The sequence below is a fragment of the Pseudomonas sp. SL4(2022) genome (assembly GCF_026625725.1).
GTDB lineage: Bacteria > Pseudomonadota > Gammaproteobacteria > Pseudomonadales > Pseudomonadaceae > Aquipseudomonas.
The window spans coordinates 3,835,118-3,860,488 of record NZ_CP113060.1 but is presented as its reverse complement, the minus strand read 5'-3'; the positions used below and the strand labels follow the sequence as shown (position 1 = coordinate 3,860,488).

Genomic DNA, 25,371 nt, shown 5'->3' with positions numbered 1-25,371 from the left:
TCGAACAATTACAGGTGGAACCATGAGCTACCCAACCCTCAACTTCGGTCTCGGCGAGACCATCGATATGCTGCGCGACTCGGTGCACCATTTCGCTCAAGCCGAGCTGGCCCCGCGTGCCGCGCAGATCGACCGCGACAACGAGTTCCCCATGGACATGTGGCGCAAGTTTGGCGACATGGGCCTGCTCGGCATGACCGTGGAAGAGGAATACGGCGGCACCAACATGGGCTACCTGGCGCATGTGGTGGCGATGGAAGAGATCAGCCGCGCCTCGGCCTCGGTCGGCCTGTCCTACGGCGCCCATTCCAACCTGTGCCTGAACCAGATCCGCAAGAACGGCACCCACGAGCAGAAGGCCAAGTACCTGCCCAAACTGTGCTCCGGCGAGCATATCGGCGCCCTGGCCATGAGCGAGCCGAATGCCGGCTCTGACGTGGTGTCGATGAAACTGCGCGCCGAGAAACGCGGCGACCGCTATGTACTCAACGGCAACAAGATGTGGATCACCAACGGCCCCGACGCCCACACCTACGTGATCTACGCCAAGACCGACCTCAACGCCGGCTCACGCGGCATGACCGCCTTTATCGTCGAGCGCGACTACAAGGGGTTCTCCCGCCACCAAAAGCTGGACAAACTGGGCATGCGCGGCTCCAACACCTGCGAACTGCTGTTCGAGGATTGCGAAGTGCCGGAAGAGAACATCCTCGGCGCGGAAGGTGGCGGCGTGCGCGTGCTGATGAGCGGCCTGGACTACGAGCGCACCGTGCTCTCCGGCGGCCCGACCGGGATCATGAGCGCATGCATGGACGTGGTGCTGCCCTATGTGCACGAGCGTCAGCAGTTCAAACAATCGATCGGCGAATTCCAGCTGGTGCAGGGCAAGCTGGCCGACATGTACGCCGGCATGAACGCCTCCAAGTCTTACCTGTACAACGTCGCCAAGGCTTGCGACCGCGGCGAGGAATCGCGCAAGGACGCCGCCGCCGTGATCCTCTACACCGCCGAGATGGCCACCAAGATGGCGCTGGACACCATCCAGCTGCTCGGCGGTAACGGCTATACCAACGAATACCCGGCCGGCCGTTTGCTGCGTGACGCCAAGCTCTATGAGATCGGCGCGGGCACCAGCGAGATCCGCCGCATGCTGATCGGCCGCGAGCTGTTTAACGAGACGAAATAGAGCGGTTGCCACACGCAAGGTGGAAAACGCTCCGCGCGTATTCCACCCGAGCTGGTGGATGGAAACAGCGCCAGCTACGCACCCCGATGCACCCTACGGATTGAACCGGAGCCAACTCAATGGCCATTCTGCATACCCAGATCAACACCCGCTCTCCGGAGTTCGCCGTCAACCAGGCGGCCATGCTCACCCAGGTAAACGACCTGCGCGCCCTGCTCGCCCGCGTCCACGAAGGCGGCGGTGCCAAGGCTCAGGAGCGCCACACCTCACGGGGTAAGTTACTGCCACGGGAACGCATCAATCGCCTGCTGGATATCGGCTCGCCCTTCCTCGAAATCGGCCAACTGGCCGCCCATGAGGTCTATGGCGAAGAGGTGCCAGCGGCTGGCGTGGTCGCGGGTATCGGCCGGGTCGAGGGGGTGGAATGCATGATCGTCGCCAATGACGCCACGGTCAAAGGCGGCAGCTATTACCCGTTGACGGTGAAAAAGCACCTACGCGCACAAAGCATCGCCCAGCAGAACCGCTTGCCGTGCATCTACCTGGTGGACTCAGGCGGCGCCAACCTGCCGCGTCAGGATGAAGTGTTTCCGGACCGCGAGCACTTCGGGCGGATCTTCTTCAATCAGGCCAACATGAGCGCCATGGGCATCCCGCAGATCGCCGTGGTCATGGGCTCCTGCACCGCTGGCGGCGCCTACGTGCCGGCCATGGCCGATGAAGCAATCATGGTGCGCAACCAGGCCACCATCTTCCTGGCCGGCCCGCCGCTGGTCAAAGCCGCCACCGGTGAGGTGGTCAGCGCCGAAGATCTTGGCGGCGCCGATGTGCACTGCAAGACCAGCGGCGTGGCCGACCATTATGCCGACAACGACGAACACGCCCTGGCCCTGGCCCGCCGTAGCATCGCCAATCTGAACTGGCGCAAGCTCGGCGTGCTGAACAACCGTGCGCCGATCAACCCCCTGTACAGCGGCGAAGAGCTGTACGGGGTGATTCCAGCGGACGCCAAGCAGCCCTTCGATGTGCGTGAAGTCATCGCCCGCACGGTCGATGGCAGCGTATTCGATGAGTTCAAGGCACTGTTTGGCGCTACCTTAGTTTGCGGCTTTGCGCATATCCACGGCTATCCCGTGGCGATCCTCGCCAATAACGGCATTTTGTTCGCCGAGTCCGCGCAGAAAGGCGCGCACTTTATCGAGCTGGCCTGCCAGCGCGGCATTCCTTTGCTGTTCCTGCAGAACATCACCGGCTTTATGGTCGGGCAGAAGTACGAATCCGGCGGCATCGCCAAACACGGCGCCAAGCTGGTCAACGCCGTGGCCTGCGCCAAGGTGCCTAAATTCACCGTGATCATCGGCGGCAGCTTCGGTGCCGGTAACTATGGCATGTGTGGCCGTGCCTATGACCCACGCTTCCTGTGGATGTGGCCGAATGCGCGCATCGGCGTAATGGGCGCCGAACAGGCCGCTGGCGTGCTGGTGCAGGTCAAGCACGAACAGGCTGCTCGCGCGGGGCAGAGCTTTTCCGCCGAGGATGAAGCCAAGCTCAAGCAGCCGATCCTCGAACAGTACGAACGCCAGGGCCACCCCTACTACTCCAGTGCCCGCCTGTGGGATGACGGCGTGATCGACCCGGCGCAGACACGCGACATACTCGGTCTGGCGCTGTCTGCCAGCCTGAACGCGCCGATTGAGCCGAGCACATTTGGTGTGTTCCGCATGTAAGGCAGCGCCCTGCCCCGGATTCTAGAGCGACAGACCATGACCGACTTCAACACCATCGAACTGCAAACAGACCCACGCGGCTTTGCCACCCTCTGGCTCAACCGTGCGGACAAGAACAACGCCTTTAACGCCGAGATGATCCGCGAGCTGATTCTCGCCCTCGACGCGGTGATGGCCGACAAAAGCCTGCGCTTCCTGCTGTTGCGCGGCCGCGGTAAGCACTTCTCCGCCGGCGCCGACCTGGCCTGGATGCAGCACGCGGCAACCCTGGACTACACCGCCAACCTGGCCGACTCCCGTGAGCTGGCCGAGCTGATGCACAACCTGTATCAGCTGAAGATTCCTACTCTGGCCGTGGTGCAAGGCGCGGCCTTTGGCGGCGCGCTGGGGTTGATCAGTTGCTGCGACATGGCCATCGGCACGGTTGACGCCCAGTTGTGCCTGTCCGAAGTGCGCATCGGTTTGGCACCAGCGGTGATCAGCCCCTTTGTCGTACAGGCGATTGGCGAGCGCGCCGCGCGGCGCTATGCCCTGACCGCCGAGCGTTTTAGCGGTGAGCGTGCTCAGGAACTGGGGCTGTTTGCCGAATGCTATGCCGCCGATGCCCTGGAGCAGGCCGTGGTCGAGTGGGTCGATACGCTGCTGCTCAACAGCCCGCAAGCGATGCTCGCCAGCAAGGATTTACTGCGTGAAGTCGGCAGCGGTGTGCTCACCCCAGCGCTGCGCCGTTACACAGAAAACGCCATCGCTCGCATCCGCGTCAGCGCTGAAGGTCAGGAAGGTCTGCGCGCCTTTCTGGATAAACGCAAACCCGCCTGGCAGGAGCAATAAACATGACTATCCCCCGCAATAGCCGGCTGGATAAACGCCCATACCTACGGCAGGAGTCAAACCCATGAGCCTCAAGCCTATCGACACCCTGCTGGTGGCCAATCGTGGCGAAATCGCCTGCCGCGTGATGCGCACGGCCAAGGCCATGGGCATCCAGACGGTGGCAGTGCACAGCGCCATCGACGCCCACGCCCGCCATGTGCGCGAAGCCGATCTGGCGGTGAACCTGGGCGGTGCCAAGCCGGCGGACAGCTACCTGTTGATCGACACGATCATTTCCGCAGCCAAAGCCAGCGGTGCTCAGGCCATCCATCCTGGCTATGGCTTTCTTTCGGAGAACGCCGGCTTTGCCCGCGCCATCGAAGCTGCCGGCTTGATCTTCCTCGGCCCACCCGCCGCGGCCATCGACGCCATGGGCAGCAAGTCCGCCGCCAAAGCGCTGATGGAAGCCGCCGGAGTACCGCTGGTGCCGGGCTATCACGGCGAAGCGCAGGATGTTGAAACCTTCCGCGTGGCTGCTGAGCAGATTGGTTATCCGGTGCTGCTGAAAGCCGCTGCCGGTGGCGGTGGCAAAGGCATGAAGGTGGTTGAGCGTGAAAGCGAACTGGCCGAGGCCCTGGCCAGCGCCCAACGCGAAGCGCAGTCCTCGTTCGGCGACGCGCGCATGCTGGTGGAAAAATACGTACTCAAGCCACGCCATGTGGAGATTCAGGTGTTTGCTGACCAGCACGGCAACTGTCTGTACCTGAATGAACGCGACTGCTCAATCCAACGTCGCCACCAGAAGGTCGTCGAAGAAGCGCCGGCTCCGGGGCTGTCAGCCGAACTGCGCCGCGCCATGGGCGAAGCGGCCGTCAAGGCGGCGCAAGCCATCGGTTATGTCGGCGCAGGCACCGTGGAGTTCCTGCTGGATGAGCGTGGTGACTTCTTCTTTATGGAGATGAACACCCGCCTGCAGGTCGAACACCCAGTCACCGAGCTGATTACCGGCCTGGATCTGGTGGCCTGGCAGATTCGCGTCGCCCGCGGCGAGGCGCTGCCGATCACTCAAGAACAGGTGCCGCTGATGGGCCACGCCATCGAAGTGCGCCTGTACGCCGAAGACCCGGATAACGATTTTCTGCCTGCTACCGGAACCCTGGCGCTGTACCGTGAAGCCGATGCTGGCCCTGGCCGCCGAGTCGACAGCGGCGTGACCGAAGGTGATGAAGTCTCGCCGTTCTATGACCCGATGCTCGGCAAGCTGATCGCCTGGGGCGCAAACCGCGAGGAAGCAAGGCTGCGCCTGCTGGCCATGCTCAAGGAAACCTGCGTCGGCGGTGTTAAAACCAACCTGGCGTTCCTGCAACGTGTACTGGCCCATCCGGCCTTTGCCAAAGCGGAGTTGGATACCGGCTTTATACCGCGCCATGAAGCCCAACTGCTGCCACCTGTGGGCGAATTGCCAGCCGAATTCTGGCAACTGGCTGCCGAGGCCTTTGTGCAGAGCGAAGCGCCACTGCAGCGCCACGACGACTGTCACTCACCCTGGACGCATCACAACGGCCTGCGCCTGGGTTTACCGGCTGAAATTGATCTGCACCTGAGTTGCCAGAATGAGCGTCAGGTGGTTCGCCTGCGCCATGCGGCACCTTCTGCCATGCACCTGCACGGTGAGCAGTTGCACGTCGAACGCGACGGTCTGCGTCAGCAACACCGCGCCATTCGCCGTGGCGATTGCCTGTATCTGCACTATGCGGGCGCGTTGCAGGCGGTCAGCCTCTATGACCCGATTGCCGAAGTCGAAGCCAGCCATCAGCAACACGGCGGCCTTACCGCCCCCATGAACGGCAGCATCGTGCGGGTGCTGGTAGAAGCCGGCCAGCATGTAGAAGCCGGCACCGCGCTGGTGGTGCTGGAAGCGATGAAGATGGAACACAGCATCCGCGCGCCACAGGCCGGCACGGTCAAGGCGCTGTATTGCCGCGAAGGCGAGATGGTCAGCGAAGGGACTGTGCTGGTGGAGCTGGAAGAGGCCGGCGCATAGCGGATAGGTGGGAGGGGCTTTAGCCGCGACAACAGCGATCAAAAGCGCGCCGCTAAAGCGTCGCCCACAGGTCGCAACACCTTTATCGCGGGCAAGCACAGTGCTTAGGGTGGACATCGCTGTTTATGTCCACCTTGAAATACACAACAAAGGGGCATGTAGGATGGGTAAAGCGGCAGCTGCGCGCCCCGATCCACCCTACGGAGAAGATGCATGAACATACCCAATCACGTCAGCCTGGTCGAAGTCGGCCCGCGTGACGGTTTGCAGAATGAGAAACAGCCGATCAGCGTGGCCGACAAGGTGCGCCTGGTCGATGACCTGTCCGCTGCTGGCCTGCGCTACATCGAGGTGGGCAGCTTTGTTTCGCCCAAGTGGGTACCTCAGATGGCGGGTTCCGCTGAGGTGTTTGCTCAGATTCAGCAGTTGCCGGGTATTACCTACGCCGCCCTGGCACCCAATCTGAAAGGCTTTGAAGGTGCGTTGGAAGCCGGCGTGCGCGAAGTGGCGGTGTTTGCTGCCGCGTCGGAAGCCTTCTCGCAGAAGAATATCAACTGTTCGATCCGCGAGAGCCTGGAGCGCTTTGTCCCGGTGATGGACGCCGCCAAGCAGCATGGCATCCGCGTGCGCGGTTATGTCTCCTGCGTACTGGGCTGCCCCTATGACGGCAGCGTGCCAGCAGAGCAAGTCGCCAGCGTGGCCCGTGAGCTGTATGCCATGGGCTGCTATGAGGTTTCCCTGGGCGACACCATAGGTGCCGGCACTGCCAGAGCTACCCGTCACCTGCTCAACGTGGTCGGCCGCGAAGTGCCACGTAATCTGCTGGCCGGGCACTTTCACGACACCTACGGTCAGGCTTTGGCCAATATCTATGCGAGCCTCTTGGAAGGTATCAGTGTCTTCGACAGCTCGGTTGCGGGTCTCGGCGGCTGCCCTTACGCCAAAGGCGCCACTGGCAATGTCGCCACAGAGGATGTGCTGTACCTGCTTGAAGGCCTGGGCATCGAAACCGGTATTGATATGGGCCGGCTGATCGCCGCCGGCCAGCGCATTTGCGCCGTGCTGGATAAACCCAATGGCTCTCGGGTAGCGCGGGCAAAACTGGCTAGCGCGTAGGGTGGACATGCCGAAGGTTTGTCCGCCATTTGGATCGAGTGACGAACGATGCTTGACCGTGCCCGCCCCACCCCGTCAGGTTTTGTTTACAGCCTGTAAAGCCAGAGCCCCAGATACAGCGCGCCGGTCCTGCCTTCGGTGCAAAACCGCTACAACAGCCGCCAGGTCGGCAACCGAGCAATAAGGGGCGCTACAGGTCAAGGCCGTCTGCGACCAGTAGGCTAGCGTGCCATCGGCCAGGCGCAACAGCTCGGCACAACAAGAATTACGGCACCTGCCGAATGAGGAACCGACATGCAACAGCCCTTGTGGACCCCCTCCAAGGAACGTATCACCACCACCCGGATGGACGGCTTCCGCCGCTTCGTCAATCAGCGCCACAGCCTGCAACTGGCCGACTACCCGGCGCTGCATGTCTGGAGCGTGGAACAGCGTGAAAGCTTCTGGCAGGCGATTGTCGAGTTCTTCGAGATCCGCTTTAGTGCACAGCCCGAGGCCGTACTGCAAGAAGGCAGCGCCATGCCCAGCGCCCACTGGTTTCCCGGTGCAACGCTGAACTTTGCAGAACATCTGCTGCGTCGCCGCGATCACCATCCTGCTCTGATCGCAATTGGCGAAGATGGCAGCCGCGAACAACTGAGCTATGCCCAACTGGCCGCCCATGTCGCCGGCTTGCAATGCAGCCTGCGTGCCGCTGGCGTCGGTATCGGCGACAGGGTTGCCGCCTTTATGCCCAATACCTGGCAGACGGTGGTCGGCATGCTGGCTGCCAGCAGCCTGGGCGCCACCTGGTCGAGTTGCTCACCCGACTTCGGCACGCAGGGGGTGATCGACCGCTTCGGCCAGATTGAACCCAAGGTATTGATCGCCGCCGCCGGTTACCGCTACGCCGGCAAGAGCCTGGACCTGACGGCCAAGCTCAACGAAATTCTCGAACGGCTGCCCTCGCTTGAGCAGTTGATTGTGGTGCCCTACGCCAATGCCCAGGCCAACGCTGCCGACTTCCACTCGGAGGCCAAAGTTTCGTTGTGGCAGGACTTCTACCAGGCCGGCGGCGAACCCGAATTCACCCAGGTAGCCTTCAATCACCCGCTGTATATCCTCTATTCCAGCGGCACCACCGGCGTGCCCAAGTGCATCGTGCACGGCACCGGCGGCACCTTGCTGCAGCACGCCAAAGAACTCGGCCTGCACACTGACCTGACCCGCGATGACACGCTGTTTTACTACACCACCTGCGGTTGGATGATGTGGAACTGGCTGGTCTCAGGATTAGCGCTGGGCGCGACGCTGGTGCTGTTTGACGGTTCGCCCTTCCATCCTGGGGCCGAACGTTTGATCGACCTGATCGATGCGGAAAACATCAGCATCTTCGGTACCAGCGCCAAGTTTCTCGCGGCGCTGGAAAAAGCCGGTGCCAAGCCCACTCAAACACACAGCCTGCAGCGTCTTAAGGCGATTCTGTCGACCGGCTCGCCGCTGTCCCACGAAAGCTTCGAGTACGTCTACCGCGCGATCAAAGCCGATCTCTGCCTGTCATCGATCTCCGGCGGCACCGACATCGTCTCCTGCTTCGCCCTCGGCAACCCGGTGCTGCCGGTGTGGCGCGGTGAGCTGCAATGCAAGGGCTTGGGCATGGACGTGCAGGTGTGGAACGACGCAGGCACCGCGGTCAGCGGCGAAAAAGGCGAACTGGTTTGCGCACAGCACTTTCCCTCAATGCCGGTGGGTTTCTGGAAGGATGACGATGGCAGCAAGTTCCGGGCGGCCTACTTTGAGACCTTCCCCGGCATCTGGGCTCACGGTGATTACGCCGAAATCACTGAGCACAATGGGCTGGTGATTCACGGCCGCAGTGACGCGGTACTCAACCCCGGCGGCGTGCGCATCGGCACCGCGGAAATATACCGCCAGGTGGAAAAGGTCGAAGCTGTGCTGGAGTCCATCGCCATCGGTCAGGCGTGGGAGGATGACGTGCGGGTGGTGCTGTTTGTGCGGCTGCGCGAGGGCATGGTGCTTGACGATGCCCTGCAGGCACAGATCCGGCAGGTCATCCGCGCCAACACCACGCCGCGCCATGTGCCGGCCAAGATCATCGCCGTGGCGGATATCCCGCGCACCATCAGCGGCAAAATCGTCGAGTTGGCGGTGCGCAACGTGGTGCACGGCAAACCGGTGAAAAACACCGACGCCCTGGCTAATCCAAAGGCGTTGGAGTTGTACCGCGACCTGGCGGAACTACGGGACTGAAGTACCAAAACTCCAGCCAAGACCGACACGCAGTGCTTATACTCCATACCAGTCGTTGCTGGAGTGCTGCCGTGGCTGTGCGCTGGATCTGTCTCGTCGTATTGCTCCCCTCGCTGAGCCTGAGCGTAACAGCACAGGAGCCGCTGGAGCTGCATATGCCGGACGCGCCGCCGCTGACCTTTGCCAGCTTCCAGGGCGGCTATGGCATGGTCGGCGATGTGGCATTGGCCGCCATTTCCCGCGCGGGGTATCTCAGTCATATCCATGTAACACCCTGGCTTCGTGCGCAGCAGCGCGTTAGTCGCGGGCAGAATATGCTGATCATCCCGCTTTCACGCACGCCGGAGCGCGAAGCACTGTACACCTGGATTGCGCCAATTGCGCCGCTTGAACGCGCCTTCTTCAGCCTCGACGCGCCAGTGGCTGACTTTGCCGAAGCACGTAAGCGTTACCGGCGTGTCGCCGTCGGCATGGGCACCGCGCAAATGGAAATACTCAAGGATCAAGGCTTTACCGATGAACAGATTGTCAGCCTGAAGTTGGGCGATAACCCCGCGCGCATGCTCGAGCTAAAGCGCGTCGATGCCTGGTTCGCCGGGGTGCCGGAAGGGTTGTATCAGTGGCACAAAAGCGACAACAGATTGCAGATGAGCCCTGTGTTGGACAGCACCGATCTTTACCTGGCCTGCTCGAAAGACTGCGATGCGCAATTGCAGGAAAATCTGCGCAAGGCAGTCGAAGGGCTACGCGCCGAAGGCATGATCCAGCGCATCCAGGACACCTACCGCCCCGAACGTTAAAGGCAAGCAGCTCTGTCGCCGCCAGTGTTCAAATACCTTTGCGTCCAGGGTCCTCAGGCTGCTGCTCCTCTTCGATATCTTCCAGCTTCAATTCCAGCCCCCACTCTCCCGCCGACGCTGCGGGTGCCACAGGCGCAGCCTGTGTCGGTGCAGCCGCCACTGGTGCGGGAGCAGCGGCAGGCGCGGAGGCTCCTGGGTTATCGCGGTAGAGTTTGAGCTTGAGGCGTACGTTGTTCGCCGAATCGGCGTTTTTCACCGCCTCTTCTTCATCAATCGAGCCATCGTTGACCAGGTCGATCAGCGCCTGATCAAAGGTCTGCATGCCGAGGTTTTTCGACTTTTCCATGATTTCCTTGATCTCGGAAAACTCGTTGCGCTTAATCAAGTCACGAATGGTCGGCGTACCCAGCAGCACTTCCACAGCGGCGCGGCGCTTGCCATCGATGGTTTTGACCAGGCGCTGGGAGACGAACGCCTTGAGGTTGTTGCCCAGGTCATTGAGCAACTGCGGGCGACGGTCTTCCGGAAAGAAGTTGATGATACGGTCTAGCGCCTGGTTGGCGTTGTTCGCATGCAATGTGGAGATGGCCAGGTGTCCGGTATCGGCAAACGCCAGAGCATGCTCCATGGTCTCGCGGTCGCGGATTTCGCCGATCAAAATCACATCCGGTGCTTGGCGCAGGGTGTTCTTCAACGCGGCGTGGAAACTGCGCGTGTCCACGCCCACTTCACGCTGATTGATGATCGATTTCTTGTGCTTGTGCACATACTCCACCGGGTCTTCGATGGTGATGATGTGCCCACCGCTGTTGCGGTTGCGGTAGTCGATCAACGCGGCCAAGGACGTGGATTTACCCGAACCGGTACCGCCGACAAACAACACCAGGCCGCGTTTCTCCATCACCGTCTTGAGCAGCACCTCGGGCAGCTTGAGGTCTTCGAACTTGGGAATGTCCATCTTGATATTGCGCGCCACGATCGACACTTCATTGCGCTGCTTGAAGATATTGATACGAAAGCGCCCAACTCCGGCAATCGAGATGGCCAGGTTCATTTCCAGCTCTCGCTCAAACTCCTCGCGCTGCGCGCTATCCATCACCGAGGCGGCGATGTCCGCTACTTCCCCGGACTTAAGCGGTTCGGCGCTGAGTGCCTTGAGTACACCATTGAATTTGGCGCAGGGTGGCGCCCCAGTGGAAAGATAAAGGTCGGACCCGTCCTGGCTGGACAGGATTTTCAGCATGGCATTGAGGTCCATAACGAGACTTCCCGCGAGTTGGATGTATTACGTTAGGCCAAGATTACGCATCGCTCCCGAGAAATTCGGAAGCGTCCCTGCCAGAGTCCGCTCAAAGGCTCACGAGCTAGAGTCCTGTTCTTAACCCCTCAGGGCCGACGCGCAACAGCACATTGAACAGGCTCTTAGGCGCTAAGCGGCTGATAATACTGGCACAATATATCCATCCAAATCCGAGGAACCCGTCATGGCTAAGGCAATGGCCCGCCACATTCTGGTGAAAACCGAAGCAGAAGCCGCCGCGCTGAAAAAGCGCATTGCCGCCGGCGAAGCATTTGACATACTGGCGCGCAAATATTCGACCTGTCCCTCCGGCAAGAAAGGCGGCGATCTGGGTGAGGTGCGTCCAGGTCAGATGGTGCGCGCCATCGATCAGGTGATCTTCAAAAAGCCGGTGCGTGAAGTACATGGGCCGGTGAAAAGCCAATTTGGCTACCATCTGGTGCAGGTTTTCTACCGCGAATAACCCCAGAGACCCCGAATATGACGCGCGAACAGATCACAGTACTTTGCCTGAGCCTGCCGGGTGCTCGTGAAGACATTAAATGGGGTGGTGTGCAGGTTTTTTCAGTTGCGGGAAACAAAATGTTCGCCCTCTTCCACCTTGATAGGCAGGACGGCCTGGCTTTCAAGGTGGAAGACGATCTGTTTCTCGGTTTCTGCGACCGTCCGGGCATTCGCCCTGCGCCCTACCTGGCTCGGGCCCACTGGATCAGCATGGCTGCTCCCTATCCAATGAGCGATGAGGAGTTGCACACCTTGCTGACCCGCTCCCACCAATTAGTGGTGGCCAAACTTCCAAAGCACACGCGAGCAGGCTTACTGATCTAGACAAGGCCAGCATGCAGAATTAATCCCTGCCCGCTGCCACCACAACGTGGCAGCACTAGATGCGAAATTGACGTACCAGCGCCCCAAGTCGCTCGCCCAGGCCCGCTAGATTTCGTGCAGTCTGCGCCCCTTGCTGAGTCTCATCGGCAACACTGTCCACCGCGACAGCAATCTTGTGCACGCTGCGGTTGATCTCTTCGGCCACGGCGGTTTGCTCCTCGGCAGCGCTGGCAATTTGCGCGTTCATCGCGTTGATAGTGCCGATCAACTGCGCGATGGCATCCAGCGATGTGCCGGCGCGGTTGGCCTGCTCACTGGTGACATCACCGGCATCGCTGGAGCGGCGCATCGCGGTCACGGCGTCCTGGGTACCCTTCTGCAAGCGATCGATCATGCCCTGGATTTCCTGAGTGCTCTGCTGCGTACGACTGGCGAGCGCCCTCACCTCATCGGCGACTACGGCAAAGCCGCGCCCCGCTTCACCGGCCCGTGCAGCCTCGATGGCGGCGTTAAGTGCCAGCAGGTTGGTCTGTTCAGCGATGGAGCGAATCACATCGAGCACACTGACAATCGATGACACGTCTTTCTGCAGGGTGTCGAGGGACACGCCACTGTTGCGGATGTCCTGCACCAACGTGTGAATGCGCTCGATGCTGCCATCGACCACCTTTTTTGCTGCTTGGCCTTCGGTGTCGGTCTTCTGCGCCGCCTCTGCAGCACCCTGGGCGCTTTGCGCAACTTCATGGGCCGCAGCGGACATCTCATTGATTGCTGTCGCCACCTGATCGGTCTCATGACGCTGATGATCCATGGCCTGTTCGGAGCGTTGGGCTTGGGCTGACACCTGACTGACCAGCTCGGTTAGCTGACCGGTCATTTCAACAATTTGCCGAACCAGGCCGTGGATCTTCTCGACAAAACGGTTGAACGAACCCGCCAACTGGCCAAGCTCATCATCACCATTGATCGGTAGGCGATGGGTCAAATCACCCTCACCGGCGGCAATGTCATCCAGGTTGTCCTTAATCTGCTGCAACGGACGCAAGAAGGTGTTGCTCAGCACCACACCGACAATCCCGAAAACAACCAGTAGCACGGCAGCAATTACCATGATGCTGGTAATGATGGTGCTGATGCGCTCATCAATCTCATCCTGTACCTGGGCAATCTGCGCCTCAACACCATCGAGGTTGATTGCGGTACCCAGCGCCATGTCCCATTTGGGCAGGTAGTAGCTGTAGGCCATTTTCGGCACCAGTACTGATTCATCAGTCGGCAGCGGTGAGCTGTAGTTGACGTAATACGTGTTGTTCTTGGCGACATTCACCAGTTCACGGTTGATGTAGACGCCGTTCGGGTCGCGGCGATCTGTCAGGCTCTTGCCCACATCCACTGGGCTGTCACCGCGGAACAGGCGCACCACGTTGGAGTCGTGACCGAAGAAGTAGCCGTCCTTGCCGAACTTGATCTTCGACAGGATCGCCACGGCCTGCTCACGGCTGGCCATATCGCCTTGCGCGGCACCGTCATATAAGGTCTGCACCGAACCCAGCGCGATCTGCACATAATGCTGCAACTCGTTACGGCTTTCCTGCAGCAGGCGCTCGCGGGTTTCTTCAACTTCCTGGGCGGCCAGGTTCTGTAACACCTTGGCGGCAGCCCCACTGAGCACCAAGGCAAACAGCACCACGGGGATCAGTGCAAGTAGCACGACTTTTGACTTCAGGGTAAGGCGCATCAGACAGATCCTTGCTTGGCAGTAGAACGAAATAAAACGGGGCTACCGGTATATCGGTAGCCCCGCTGAAAAGTTGACCCGTCTGAAGCTATCGCGCAGCAGACGCTCATTACTCCGGTCAAATCACCATAGCTGCTGCCCAACCAAATACCAGCAGTGGCAGGTTGTAGTGCAGGAAGGTCGGTACCACGCTATCCCATATATGATTGTGCTGGCCATCGACATTCAGCCCCGCGGTTGGCCCGAGGGTCGAATCGGAGGCGGGTGAACCCGCATCCCCCAGTGCACCAGCAGTGCCGACGATGCTCACAATGGCCAGGGGGCTGAAGCCGAGCTGCAGACCCAGCGGCACGAAAATCGCTGCAATGATAGGCACCGTGGAGAACGACGAACCGATGCCCATGGTCACCAGCAGGCCGACCAGCAGCATTAGCAGCGCACCCAGTGCCTTGTCATGGCCAATCAGTTCAGCGGAGCTGTCGACCAGACTTTTCACTTCGCCGGTGGCCTTCATCACTTCGGCAAAACCGGCGGCTGCGATCATGATAAAGCCGATCATCGCCATCATTTTCATGCCCTCGGTAAACAGACCATCAGCCTCTTTCCAGCGCACAACTCCGGACACCGAGAAAATGACGAAACCGACCAGAGCACCGATAATCATCGAGTCCAGCCACAGCTGCACAACGAACGCCGCGACAATCGCCACACCGGCCACCAGCAGGCTCAAGGGGTTGTAGGCAACATCAGCGCGCTCCACCTGCTCGATCTTGCTCAGGTCATACACGCGCTTCTTGCGGTAGCTGAACAGGGCCACCACTAGCCCGAACAACATGCCCAGCGCGGGTATGGCCATGGCCTTGGTCACATCCAGACCAGCGGTATCCACACCAGCGCCAGCCACGTTGGCTAACAAAATGTCATTTAGGAAAATCCCGCCAAAACCCACCGGCAGGAACATATAAGGGGTAATCAGGCCGAAGGTGAGCACGCAGGCGATCAAACGACGGTCGAGTTGCAGCTTGCTCAGCACATACAACAGCGGCGGCACCAGCAGCGGAATAAAGGCGATGTGAATCGGCAGAATGTTCTGCGAGGAAATCGCCACTGCCAACAACAGCGCAATCAGCAGCCACTTGAGCAGACCAGCGCCTTTGACATCCTGCTTACTGACCATGGAGAGAGCTTTATCTGCCAAGGCATGGGCCAAGCCTGACTTGGCAATCGCCACGGCAAAAGCACCCAACAAGGCGTAGGACAGCGCAACGGTAGCACCACCACCCAAGCCTTTATTAAAGGCTGTCAGCGAACCTTCAATACCCAAACCACCGAGCAGGCCGCCTGCCAATGCCCCAACGATCAGGGCTACAACCACATGCACGCGGCACAAGCTGAGAATCAACATGATCCCCACTGCCGCAACGACTGCGTTCATCGATTTACTCCCGCAATTTAAATAGGTCCGCGAAGGTTTCGACCTTCTCTGGATGCTGCGCCGGCTCGGCGAAGGGCGCGTACTCTGCACAATGCTGACCAAGCTGTCAAAACAGCCGTAAAATATTTCATACAGTGCGTTAATAATTCCGTATAAGCTTGCATGGCGGTTTGCACTGGCCTGCAAACTGCTGAGTTATTGCCTACTTTTACTCTTAAAGAAATACGTCCACCCGCCGATAGGCGGTCAAGCCTCGCCACTTTCCAGAAGGTCCTGAAAATGTTGTTCAGCCGACTCTCGATTCAGTTGAAAATCACCCTACTAGCTGGCTTGTGCCTGCTGGTCGTTGTCGCAGTGTTGGTTTCTGCGTCAATGATCCAGACCTCACGCAGTGCCGACCTGGTGAAAAAGGCAAGTTCAGCAATGCTGGATGAGTCTGCACAACTGCGAATGGAGGCGCGCGGTCAGTCGCAGGCCTTGCACATGCAGCGCTACTTCATGGATGCCTACCAATACGGACGCGGCGCTGCTTCTCAGATTCTGTTTATTCGCGAACAAGCAGAAAAGCGCTTTCTTGACGCTTTTGATTTGCGTGAAGACCTCACCCGACAGATCCGTACGTCGTTGCAAGCCAACCGTAGCCTGCTCGGCATCTATACGGTCTTTGAACCGAACGCCCTGGATGGCAAAGATGAGCTGTTTATCGATCAGGACAATCTCGGCAGTAATGACAAAGGCCGCTTCTCGATTTATTGGTCGCAGGATGACAACGGCGAGCTGAGTGCCGAGGCCATGAAAGAGGACAACCTCAACGACACGACACCCGGAATCAGTGGCGCACCCTATAACGCCTGGTATACCTGCCCAAAGGAAAGCCGTCAGGTGTGCTTGCTTGATCCCTATTGGGATGACACCGATGGGGTGAAAACGCTGATGACCAGCATCGCCTTCCCGCTGATTCAGGGTGACAAGGTGATCGGTGTTCTGGGCGTCGATATCAGCCTTGCCAGCCTGCAAGAACTCAGTAACAGTGCCAATGCCGGCCTGTTTGATGGTGCCGGCCATGTCAGCATTATCAGCCCGGCCGGGCTACTTGCCGGACACAGCCGTGACAGCAGCCTGCTGGGAGGCAAGCTGGCAGCTGCATTTTCTGAGCAACATACTGAAATGCTCAGCGTCCTGGCCAGCAACACCTCCAAAGTCATGTACCACCAAGGCACACTGCAGTTTCTGGAGCCGCTTTTACCGATCCCCGGCAGCAAACCCTGGGGTGTATTACTCGAAGTACCCGAAAGCGTACTCCTTGAACCTGCCGCGCGCCTGGAAGCACAGATGGATGAAGACGCCACGCGCAACACCGCCGTGTCTCTCGGGATTGGCCTGGTAGCAGGGGTGATTGGCATCCTGCTGATCTGGCTCACGGCGCTGGGTGTTACACGTCCGATTCTCGGTGTAGCGGCCATGCTGAAAAACATCGCCAGCGGTGAAGGCGACCTGACCCGCCGCCTGGAGTATGCCAAGCAGGATGAACTGGGCGAACTGGCCAGCTGGTTCAACCGATTCCTCGACAAGCTGCAACCGATCATCGCCGACGTCAAACGCAGTGTTCAGGATGCACGCAGCACGGCTGACCAATCAGCGTTAATTGCCAGTCAAACCAGCAATGGCATGCAACAGCAATACCGCGAAGTTGATCAGGTGGCCACTGCCTTCCAGGAAATGAGCGCCACGGCACAGGACGTAGCACACAATGCTGCACAGGCGGCCGAAGCGGCTCGCACGGCTGACCTCGCCAGCCGTGAAGGCATGGGTGTCATCAGTAAGACCACCTCGACCATTGAACTTCTGGCCAACGAAATGAACGTTGCCATGCAGGAAGTTGAAGGTCTGGCCAATAGCAGTGAGAAGATTGGTTCGGTACTCGAAGTCATCCGTTCAATCGCCGAGCAGACCAACCTCTTGGCTCTGAACGCAGCGATTGAAGCGGCCCGAGCAGGTGAAGCCGGCCGAGGTTTTGCCGTGGTGGCGGATGAAGTGCGCAACCTGGCCAAACGTACCCAGGATTCGGTGGAAGAAATCCGTCAGGTGATCGAAGGCTTGCAAAGTGGCACCAAGGAAGTGGTCAGCACCATGCACAGCAGCCATCGCCAGGCCCAGGGCAGCGTCGAACAGGTGGGACAGGCTGTGGCCGTGCTGCAGCGCATCAGTCAGGCGGTCAGCGTGATTACCGACATGAACCTGCAGATCGCCAGCGCTGCTGAAGAGCAAAGTTCGGTGGCCGAGGAAATCAATCGCAACGTGGCCTCGATCCGTGATGTCACCGAGTCGATTTCCTCCCAGGCCGATGAGTCGGCAAAAATCAGCCAAGGCCTTAACAAACTGGCCAACCACCAGCAGAGTCTGATGGATCAGTTTCGCGTCTGATCGTCAGGCGTGACACCATCGGACCGCCACTCTGGCGGCTTCTTCCTTGTGACGCAGGCTTGCAATCGTTAGCCTGCGTTTTTCATTTATAACTCGTAAAAAGAGGTACACGATGCTCAATATCGCTCTGGTGGCCGGCTCCAGCCGCAGTAACAGCCAATCGGGTAAGGTCGCCCGCTTCTTGCGCCAACGCCTGATTCAGTTGGGTTACAGCGATGATGCGCAGAGCAATGTGATTGATCTTGGCCTCGCCCCATTGCCGCTCTGGCCCGCTGACGATACAGGTCCATGGGGGCTTTACAGCAAGCAACTGGCCGCTGCCGATGCCGTCGTGATCATTTCGCCTGAGTGGAATGGCATGGCCTGCCCTGCCATCAAGAACTTCTTTATTTATGCCAGCAAGGCTGAGCTGGCGCACAAGCCCGGACTGCTGGTGGGTGTCTCGTCGGGAGTGGGTGGTGCTTACCCGATCAGCGAATTGCGCGCCTCCAGCTACAAGAACTGCCGCCTTTGCTACTTGCCCGAACACCTGATTGTGCGCGGCGTCGAAAAGGTGCTGAACACACCTGAGCCAAGCAGCGAAGACGACCACCGCCTGCATGCCCGCATCGATTACGAGCTGGGCATTCTGGCCAAATATGCCGATGCCCTACGTCCAGTGCGAGACAGCATCGACATGAGCAACCCGGCGTTTGCCAACGGCATGTAAGTGCTGCAAACGCATGCCTGAGTAATTCAGGCACGCGTAGCGGGCAGCGTCACGGTAACCTGCAAACCGCCCAAGGCGCTGTCCGCCAGCTGCAACTGCCCCCCCCAGGCATCAACGATATCGCGCACAATCCCCAGGCCCAGGCCATGCCCGGTCACCTGCTCATCCAGACGATTGCCACGACTGAGGACCTCCTCTCGTTGCGCGGCTTCGATACCCGGTCCGTCATCCTCGACACTCAGTTGATACACCTCACCCTGGCAACTGATGTGCAGCTGTACCTGGCTGTCGGCCCATTTGCAGGCGTTGTCCAACAGATTGCCCAGCAGTTCCAGCAGGTCCTCGCGGTCCCAGGGCAAACGCAATCCGGGCTCGGCCCGCCAGCTCAGCTCCAAGTGGTTGCCATGGATCATCGCCAGGGTGGAGATAAGTTCCGGCAACTCGCGGGGACAATCGAAATGAGCCCCAGGCAACGCTTCGCCAGCCAGACGCGCGCGGCCCAGTTCACGGGCGATGCGTTGCTCGATCTGTTGCAGCTGGCCGTTGAGGCTCTCGCGTAGTTCTGGCAACTGCTTGAGTTCTTCCCGGCCAGCCAGGCTGACCAACACCGCCAAGGGTGTTTTTAGTGCATGTCCCAAATTGCCCAACGCATTGCGCGAGCGTCTGAGGGTGTCTTCGGTATGGCTCAGCAGGTGGTTGATCTGTGCTACCAGCGGCTCCAGCTCCAGTGGCACCTGCTGATCCAGCTGACTACGCTGGCCCTGCTGCAGCTGCATGATCTGTTGCCGCGTCTGCTCCAACGGGCGCAAGGCACGGCCGACAATCAGGCGTTGTAGCAGCAGCATCAGTATCAGTGCGGCGATGCCCAGGCCGAGAATAACTTTCTGCACCTGACTGAAACTGTTAAGGATAGGGGTGTAATCACGGGCCACCTGAATCACGATCAGCTGGCCATAGCGCTGATAGTCGGCACGATAGATCAACCACAACTGGCCTTGCGGCCCGTCACCCAATTCATCCTGCAACCCTGGCTGATCGACGCGTTGCAGGTCGCGATCCCAAAGCGAACGTGAGCGCCAGGTCTGCTCGGCAAAGTCGATACGAAAATACAGTCCTGAATAAGGGCGTTTGTAAGCGGCGCTAAGGCGGCGATCATCCAGTTGCAGGCCATTGGGGCCGCGTGCAAAGGCTCCCAGCAACGTCTGAGCCTCATCTTGCAGGGTGGTCTGGATGTAACCACGCAGGCTGCGGTCAAACAGCCAGAGGCTGCCTTGCGCCAGCAACAGGCCGATCACCAATACCACACTGATGAGGCCCAGGCTCAAACGCCGCTGGATGGACTTCAAGCGGTGGCACCGTTGAAGCGATAGCCCTGCCCGCGGCGTGTTTCAATGATTTCACGCCCTAATTTGCGTCGCAGGTGATTGACGTGCACTTCAATAACATTCGAATCGCGTTCGCTTTCACCGTCATACAGGTGCTCGGCCAGGTGGATCTTGGACAGCAATTGCCCCGCATGCAGCATGAAATAGCGCAACAGGCGGAATTCGGCAGCGGTTAGCTGCACTTCATGACCATTGCGACTAACGGTTTGCCGACTTTCGTCAAGCTGCAGACCCGCCGCTTCCAGTTGCGGCTGATTAGCCAAACCCCGGGCGCGGCGCAACAGCGACTGAATACGCAGTTGCAGCTCTTCCGGGTGAAACGGCTTGCTCAGGTAATCATCGGCACCCGCCTTGAGCCCTTCAATACGCTCCGCCCAGGAGCCGCGCGCAGTGAGGATCAATACCGGTGTGGCAAGGCCGCCAGCTCGCCACTCCTGCAACACTTCAAGCCCCGGCTTGCCAGGCAAACCAAGGTCAAGAATGATCAAGTCATAGGGTTCGGTCGCGCCCTGATAGGCGGCATCACGGCCGTCGGCCAACCAGTCCACCGCATACCCCTGACGGGTCAGACTTGCCAGCAGCTCATCAGCCAGGGGGACATGATCTTCAACCAGCAGTAGGCGCATTCAGTCCTCCACCTCGTCCTTAAGTACTTCACCAGTGCTGGCGTGCAACTCCAGCTCACGCACGATGCCCTGCGCCGTCACCAGTTCGACTTCGTAAACCAGTACACCGTCTTCCTCCTCCAGCTCGACTTCCAGCAAAACCGCACCGGGATGACGCTGCAAAGCTGCTTGCATTAGCTGCTCAAGGGGCAGAATCAGCCCCTCACGGCGCAGGCGTAATGCTTCATCCTGATCCAGGTCGCGCGCACTGCTGCCGAACGTCAACGTCAGCAGCAGGCTGGCCAGAAGTGCGCGTGCAGCCCAGGCAGTGGTGTTCATCAATCGTCTCGTTGGTTCTTCAGAACTTGTGCGTTAGTGGCATCCAGCTCGATGTCCCACTGCACGCCCTGGGCGTCGCGAACTTCAACCTGATAGATGTAGCGGCCGTACTCTTCTTCCAGCTCGGTGTCTTCAGTAGTGCTGCCTGGATGCAGCGCCAGAGCGGCGGCATTGAGTTTTTCGAAGGATTGAATGGTACCGGCGTCACGCAGTTTGAGTGCTTCATCCGGGCCCAGGTCACGGGCTTGAACGAGGCCGGCAGTCAAAGTCAGAGCAGCAGCGGCACATACAGCAGTCAGTGTTTTCATGTTCAGATTCCTTAATGGAGTTGGCTTTCGACGGAGTCCAAGTTACTGCACACGACTTAACTCAAGCTGAATTTGCTTAATACTTGGCGCAAGCACTGATTTATCCCAAGCCACGCGCACATCATTCACGCGCTGAAGTCGCTTGGCCTGGCAATCCAGCACCCTATAATCGCTGCCTTGCGCGATGGAGGCCAGCATGAATGCGATATTGATCAAATCCCCTGCGTTGACAATCAAGGCCGGCAAACGTGCCCTCGCGCGGATTCGCGAGAACGGCCTGCAACCCGCGGATGTCGGTATTTTGCCGGGCGCTGCTGGCGGCCCCAAGGCTTTAGGAATTCAAGGGCTGGATCTGGCGCTGTTTGGCAACTGGCTGCAGCGCGCACCGCGCGAGCGTTCGCTGATCGGTGCGTCCATCGGTTCCTGGCGTTTCGCCAGTGCCTGCTTGCCGGATGCTGCTGCGGGCCTGCGTCGCCTCGGCGAGCTGTATACCTCGCAGCGCTTTGCCAAAGGCGTGAGCATGGCGCAGGTGTCGAGTAGCTGCAGCCTGATGCTTGATCAACTGCTCGGCAACGACGACGCCAACATCCTCAGCAACCCGCATTACCGTTTGAATATCGTCGTGGTGAAAAGTCATGGCCTGCTCCAGCACGACCATCGCGGCGTACTCGGCCTCGGCCTGTCTTCGGTGATTGGCAGCAACCTGCTAGGCCGACCGCGGCTGGCCAAGCACTTCGAACGGGTGATTCTGCACGATGCCCGCCGGGCTCCGCCCTTAGGGACGCTCAGCGACTTCCCCTCGCGTTATCTGCAACTCGACAGCGGTAATCTGCGTCATGCATTGCTGGCCTCCGGTTCCATCCCGATGATCATGCAAGGGGTCCGCGATATCCCCGGTGCCGGCCCTGGTACCTACCGCGATGGCGGCCTGCTCGACTATCACCTCGATCTGCCCTACAGCGGCGGCGATATCGTGCTCTACCCGCACTTCACCGATAAGGTCATACCCGGCTGGTTCGACAAGGGCATGCCCTGGCGCCGAGGTGATGGCGGACGCCTGCAGGATGTTCTGCTGCTGGCCCCCTCACGTGACTACCTGGCACGCTTGCCCCATGGCAAACTCCCCGACCGTAAGGACTTCAGTCGTTACCTGGGCGATGATGCCGGCCGCGAGCGCTATTGGCGCACGGCCATGAGCGAAAGCCAGCGGCTTGGCGACGAGTTTCTCGAACTGGTCGACAGCGGCCGTCTAGGCGAGCGCCTGCAAGCACTTTGATAACCCGTGGTGCGAAGTACTTTCGCCACGTAGACATGACCAGGGATGGGCAGAATGAAACTCGCAGTCGCCATTATTCACGGCATCGGCACGCAGCCCGACCTGCGTGACGACGAAGGCCAGCACGCCTTCGCCCACAGCCTGATCGCCGGATTGCGCCAACGCCTTGGCGCAGAGGCCGACCAAGTGGCCTTTCAGACCCTGCACTGGGCCAGCGTGCTGGACAAACGGCAACTGGCTTTTCTCGACAAGCTGCGCGACCAGCCCGTACGCTGGCGCTGGTTACGACGCATCGTTACGCTATTTCTCGGTGATGCCAGCGGCTATCGTAAAGTCAGCCAGGCTTACGACACCACCTATGAAGAAGTCCATCAGTGCCTGCGCAGCGGTCTCAATGCCTTACGCGCCAAGGTCGATGCTGACACGCCACTGGTGGTGCTGGCGCACTCACTGGGCGGGCATATCTTCTCCAATTTCGTCTGGGATCAGCAACGCATCAATACTGCAGAGGAATGCCCACTGGATCCCTTTCTGGCCTTGGAGACCCTGAGCGGGCTGATCACCTTTGGCTGCAATATCCCGCTGTTTACCTTTGCCTATGACCCGGTCGTACCGATCCGCTTCCCCGGCCACTGCCTGACCGAGGCGGTGACCGAACAGGCGCGCTGGCTCAACCTTTATGCCCCCGCTGACCCGCTGGGTTATCCGCTGCGCCCATTGCCCAACTATGCCGCCGTGGTTGCCGAAGATCGCGCTATGCCGGTAGGCCCCTGGTACAAGCGGCATACCCCGTTGAGTCACCTGTGTTACTGGGATGACCGGGGCTTTCACCGCTATGTCGCCGGCTATTTGCGCCAGTTGATGGCTGCCTGCAAGCACCGTGAAAACGCCTAACGCCTGCATTCCTCGCGCTGTTTCTCGGCTTACGCCATTAAAACTGTGATTTATCGGACAATTTCTTGCATTTCTTCGACAAGGTGTGACTTAACAGTCAGCTTCGTTCATCAACACTTATGACTGGCAAGCGTGAGTTCACCGTTTGCCCCTTTGTGTATTTGGGATCACCTCGGAGAAACCGACCCCATGAACGCACCGCTGCGTTTTAACGAAGCTTTGCTGATTGCCGACCGCGCCTTTCAACCTTTCCAATGCGTCGCCTGGGCCCCGCAAGATGGCACAGGTAACCTCAGCCTGAGTGTGATCGACCGTACCAGCACTCGCCTGCTCGGCCGTACTCAACTGTCCAGCACCATCTACAGTGACCCGGTGCAATTTGCCGACGTGCTCAAGCAATCCCGTGAGCAGCTCAGTCAGCAAGGTTTCACCCTGGAGCCATGGAGCATGCCGGAGTAATCGGCTGCTGCAACAAGGGCTCTGAGCTGCCGATTGGCCCCTCTTGTCAGAGCCCTTCCCTTCCTTGCCACGCTGGCGACGCCGCAATGGCCATATCCGTGGGCTTATTGTCCTTGTTGCCAATTACTCGTTAAGCGCAGACTGCCTCCATCGCTTATCGAGATGCCGCCATGGATGTCCCACGAACCATTGCCTGCCTGCTTTATCCGCATGTCATGAGCCTGGATCTGACCGGCCCATTGCAGGTGTTTGCCTCCGCCAATGACGAACGCCAACGCCAAGGCTTGCCCGCTGCTTATCGCCTGCTGGTGCTCGGTCAGCAAGCTGGGGCGATGACTACTTCAGCCGGCTTCCAACTTGTTGCCGAACAGGCCTGGAGTGCCATAGACCCGGCACATATCGACACACTGTTGATTCCAGGTGGTCAGGGCGACAAGGCGCAATGTCAGAACATTGAGTTGCTGACCTGGCTACGTAGCGTCGCACCGCAAATCAGACGCGTGGGTTCGGTGTGTTCGGGTGCGCTGATTCTCGCCGCCGCCGGTCTGCTTGATGGCCGCCGCGCCACCACCCACTGGGCCGATCTCGACTGTTTGCGCCTGGAATACCCGCAGGTGGAAATCAGCGCTGATTGCTTGCACACCTATGATGCGCAAGACCCAGACGGCAATGGCCATATCTTCACCTCGGCCGGAGTAACTGCCGGGATCGACCTGGCACTGGCCCTGGTTGAGGCCGACCTCGGTCGCCCGCTTGCCTTGGCCGTGGCCAAACGTCTGGTGCTGTTCCTACGCCGCCCCGGCGGGCAAGCGCAGTTCAGTGCGCTGCTGACCCCGGAACCAAGCCGAGTACCGCGCCTGGCCAACCTTCTGGAGTGGATACCGTTGCACCTGCATGAGGATCTGTCGCTGGCAGCGCTGGCCGCGCAGGCCAATATGACGCCGCGCACCTTATCGAGAACCTTTAATCAGGAGTTGGGTATGGGACCAGGTCGCTATGTGGAAATCGTACGCCTGGAAGCCGCGCGCAGCCTGCTGCAGAACGCACAAGCCTCAATCAGCACGGTGGCGCGGTTGAGCGGCTTTAACCACCCGGAAAACCTGCGCCGTACCTTTCAAAAGCACCTTGGCATCAGCCCGCATGAGTATGCCGAACGTTTCGCCTGAACACCTAACCGAAGGAGCTTGCCATGCTGGAGATACGAGCCAAGTGCGAATGCTGTAACCGAGTCCTTCCGGCCGACAGCCAGGACGCATTTATCTGCTCATACGAGTGCACATTTTGCCGCGACTGCGTCGACAGCACATTGCATGGGCGTTGCCCGAACTGCAGCGGAGAGCTGCTGCAGCGGCCACGACGTGTAAACACTAAAGACCGTTAGAACGGGCGCCTGGGAAGGGATGGCACATGAGCCTGGGTGTTCAATTGATCCACCGTTGCAGCGAAGTCAGTACTCAGACAATCCACCGTCTCAGGTATAGGCTTTAATGAAACTAAGATTTCAGGATAGGGGTGGCTAATGGACGACGAGAAAAACAAGCCGCTGACGCTCTGGGAGATGCTACAGAGCGTGTTAAGTGCTGCATTGGGTGTACAAAGCGGAAGGAATCGTGCGCGTGACTTCTCACGGGGTAAGCCCAGTCATTTCATCATTCTGGGCGTGCTGTTTACTGCAGTGTTTGTGCTGATGATCTTTGGCGTGGTCAAGCTGGTATTACATCTGGCGGGTGTCTGA

Annotated in this window: 24 protein-coding genes and 3 pseudogenes; 18 read left to right on the top strand and 9 right to left on the bottom strand. The window is 59.5% G+C overall.

Features of this window, described 5'->3' with window-relative positions; all coding sequences use genetic code 11:
- Positions 1-22: 22 nt before the first annotated feature.
- The 7 genes from OU997_RS18270 (at position 23) to OU997_RS18240 (ending at position 9,936) form a co-directional block, all read left to right on the top strand.
- Positions 23-1,186 carry an isovaleryl-CoA dehydrogenase gene (locus tag OU997_RS18270; protein ID WP_267807915.1) on the top strand — a complete coding sequence of 388 codons (1,164 nt, stop codon included), beginning with the start codon at positions 23-25 and terminating at the stop codon, positions 1,184-1,186.
- Between the two features lie 119 nt (positions 1,187-1,305).
- Positions 1,306-2,913 carry a carboxyl transferase domain-containing protein gene (locus OU997_RS18265; RefSeq protein ID WP_267807913.1) on the top strand — a complete coding sequence of 536 codons (1,608 nt, stop codon included), beginning with the start codon at positions 1,306-1,308 and terminating at the stop codon, positions 2,911-2,913.
- Between the two features lie 36 nt (positions 2,914-2,949).
- Positions 2,950-3,744: a gamma-carboxygeranoyl-CoA hydratase gene (locus tag OU997_RS18260; protein WP_267807911.1), complete on the top strand. Its 795-nt coding sequence runs from the start codon at positions 2,950-2,952 to the stop codon at positions 3,742-3,744.
- 64 nt (positions 3,745-3,808) lie between these two features.
- Complete coding sequence (locus OU997_RS18255; protein WP_267807909.1) at positions 3,809-5,770, top strand: acetyl/propionyl/methylcrotonyl-CoA carboxylase subunit alpha; 1,962 nt, start codon at positions 3,809-3,811, stop codon at positions 5,768-5,770.
- 213 nt (positions 5,771-5,983) lie between these two features.
- Positions 5,984-6,886 carry a hydroxymethylglutaryl-CoA lyase gene (locus OU997_RS18250; RefSeq protein WP_267807907.1) on the top strand — a complete coding sequence of 301 codons (903 nt, stop codon included), beginning with the start codon at positions 5,984-5,986 and terminating at the stop codon, positions 6,884-6,886.
- Positions 6,887-7,180: 294 nt separating this feature from the next.
- A complete protein-coding gene (locus tag OU997_RS18245; RefSeq protein WP_267807905.1) occupies positions 7,181-9,136 on the top strand; it encodes an acetoacetate--CoA ligase in 1,956 nt (651 codons plus the stop codon).
- 71 nt (positions 9,137-9,207) lie between these two features.
- Positions 9,208-9,936, top strand: a complete 729-nt coding sequence (locus tag OU997_RS18240; RefSeq protein ID WP_256582906.1) for a substrate-binding periplasmic protein — start codon at positions 9,208-9,210, stop codon at positions 9,934-9,936.
- Positions 9,937-9,964: 28 nt separating this feature from the next.
- Here OU997_RS18240 and OU997_RS18235 read toward each other — a convergent pair whose 3' ends face one another.
- Complete coding sequence (locus tag OU997_RS18235) at positions 9,965-11,194, bottom strand: PilT/PilU family type 4a pilus ATPase (RefSeq protein ID WP_267807903.1); 1,230 nt, start codon at positions 11,192-11,194, stop codon at positions 9,965-9,967.
- Positions 11,195-11,420: 226 nt separating this feature from the next.
- Here OU997_RS18235 and OU997_RS18230 point away from each other — a divergent pair, with 226 nt between their 5' ends.
- Positions 11,421-11,699, top strand: coding sequence for a peptidylprolyl isomerase (locus OU997_RS18230; protein ID WP_108488007.1), 279 nt, complete (start codon positions 11,421-11,423; stop codon positions 11,697-11,699).
- A 17-nt stretch (positions 11,700-11,716) separates the two neighbouring features.
- Positions 11,717-12,064, top strand: coding sequence for an MmcQ/YjbR family DNA-binding protein (locus OU997_RS18225; RefSeq protein WP_267807902.1), 348 nt, complete (start codon positions 11,717-11,719; stop codon positions 12,062-12,064).
- Positions 12,065-12,119: 55 nt separating this feature from the next.
- Here the strand turns inward: OU997_RS18225 and OU997_RS21130 are convergent.
- From OU997_RS21130 to OU997_RS18215, 3 genes and pseudogenes are all read right to left on the bottom strand, one after another.
- A pseudogene (locus tag OU997_RS21130) lies at positions 12,120-13,136 on the bottom strand (methyl-accepting chemotaxis protein); the annotation flags it as partial.
- A gap of 114 nt (positions 13,137-13,250) precedes the next feature.
- Positions 13,251-13,802 (bottom strand): annotated as a pseudogene (locus OU997_RS21125) (cache domain-containing protein); the annotation flags it as partial.
- A gap of 118 nt (positions 13,803-13,920) precedes the next feature.
- Complete coding sequence (locus tag OU997_RS18215) at positions 13,921-15,237, bottom strand: Na+/H+ antiporter family protein (protein WP_267807901.1); 1,317 nt, start codon at positions 15,235-15,237, stop codon at positions 13,921-13,923.
- Positions 15,238-15,399: 162 nt separating this feature from the next.
- On the opposite strand from OU997_RS18215, the pseudogene OU997_RS21120 reads away from it, so the two are divergent.
- From OU997_RS21120 to OU997_RS18205, 3 genes and pseudogenes are all read left to right on the top strand, one after another.
- Positions 15,400-16,803: pseudogene (locus OU997_RS21120) on the top strand (HAMP domain-containing protein); the annotation flags it as partial.
- Between the two features lie 102 nt (positions 16,804-16,905).
- Complete coding sequence (locus OU997_RS21115) at positions 16,906-17,661, top strand: methyl-accepting chemotaxis protein (protein ID WP_371920612.1); 756 nt, start codon at positions 16,906-16,908, stop codon at positions 17,659-17,661.
- Positions 17,662-17,773: 112 nt separating this feature from the next.
- A complete protein-coding gene (locus tag OU997_RS18205) occupies positions 17,774-18,370 on the top strand; it encodes an NADPH-dependent FMN reductase (protein ID WP_108488002.1) in 597 nt (198 codons plus the stop codon).
- A gap of 26 nt (positions 18,371-18,396) precedes the next feature.
- Here the strand turns inward: OU997_RS18205 and OU997_RS18200 are convergent, their stop codons facing one another.
- From OU997_RS18200 to OU997_RS18180, 5 genes are read right to left on the bottom strand one after another with little or no spacing between them, the layout of a single operon-like run.
- Positions 18,397-19,716 carry a sensor histidine kinase gene (locus tag OU997_RS18200; protein ID WP_267807899.1) on the bottom strand — a complete coding sequence of 440 codons (1,320 nt, stop codon included), beginning with the start codon at positions 19,714-19,716 and terminating at the stop codon, positions 18,397-18,399.
- Positions 19,713-20,381 (bottom strand): response regulator transcription factor, encoded by a 669-nt coding sequence (locus OU997_RS18195; RefSeq protein ID WP_267807897.1) that lies wholly within the window; start codon positions 20,379-20,381, stop codon positions 19,713-19,715. Before OU997_RS18195 ends, OU997_RS18200 begins: the two co-directional genes overlap by 4 nt.
- Positions 20,382-20,699 carry a PepSY domain-containing protein gene (locus OU997_RS18190; protein ID WP_108487999.1) on the bottom strand — a complete coding sequence of 106 codons (318 nt, stop codon included), beginning with the start codon at positions 20,697-20,699 and terminating at the stop codon, positions 20,382-20,384.
- The gene (locus OU997_RS18185) at positions 20,699-21,007 is read right to left on the bottom strand and encodes a PepSY domain-containing protein (protein WP_108487998.1); all 309 of its coding nucleotides are present in this window, start codon (positions 21,005-21,007) and stop codon (positions 20,699-20,701) included. The genes OU997_RS18190 and OU997_RS18185 overlap by 1 nt, the downstream gene beginning before the upstream one ends.
- A gap of 42 nt (positions 21,008-21,049) precedes the next feature.
- Positions 21,050-21,223: a hypothetical protein gene (locus OU997_RS18180; protein WP_158275946.1), complete on the bottom strand. Its 174-nt coding sequence runs from the start codon at positions 21,221-21,223 to the stop codon at positions 21,050-21,052.
- Between OU997_RS18180 and OU997_RS18175 the strand changes: the two genes are divergently transcribed.
- The 6 genes from OU997_RS18175 (at position 21,204) to OU997_RS18150 (ending at position 25,371) form a co-directional block, all read left to right on the top strand.
- The gene (locus tag OU997_RS18175; protein ID WP_267807895.1) at positions 21,204-22,283 is read left to right on the top strand and encodes a patatin-like phospholipase family protein; all 1,080 of its coding nucleotides are present in this window, start codon (positions 21,204-21,206) and stop codon (positions 22,281-22,283) included. The two genes, OU997_RS18180 and OU997_RS18175, sit on opposite strands and share 20 nt — an antisense overlap.
- A gap of 54 nt (positions 22,284-22,337) precedes the next feature.
- Positions 22,338-23,177 (top strand): hypothetical protein, encoded by an 840-nt coding sequence (locus tag OU997_RS18170; RefSeq protein WP_108487996.1) that lies wholly within the window; start codon positions 22,338-22,340, stop codon positions 23,175-23,177.
- Positions 23,178-23,366: 189 nt separating this feature from the next.
- A complete protein-coding gene (locus OU997_RS18165; RefSeq protein WP_108487995.1) occupies positions 23,367-23,636 on the top strand; it encodes a hypothetical protein in 270 nt (89 codons plus the stop codon).
- A 170-nt stretch (positions 23,637-23,806) separates the two neighbouring features.
- Positions 23,807-24,802: a GlxA family transcriptional regulator gene (locus OU997_RS18160; RefSeq protein WP_108487994.1), complete on the top strand. Its 996-nt coding sequence runs from the start codon at positions 23,807-23,809 to the stop codon at positions 24,800-24,802.
- Between the two features lie 23 nt (positions 24,803-24,825).
- Positions 24,826-25,017: a DUF1272 domain-containing protein gene (locus tag OU997_RS18155; RefSeq protein ID WP_108487993.1), complete on the top strand. Its 192-nt coding sequence runs from the start codon at positions 24,826-24,828 to the stop codon at positions 25,015-25,017.
- A gap of 138 nt (positions 25,018-25,155) precedes the next feature.
- Positions 25,156-25,371, top strand: a complete 216-nt coding sequence (locus tag OU997_RS18150; RefSeq protein ID WP_108487992.1) for a DUF2970 domain-containing protein — start codon at positions 25,156-25,158, stop codon at positions 25,369-25,371.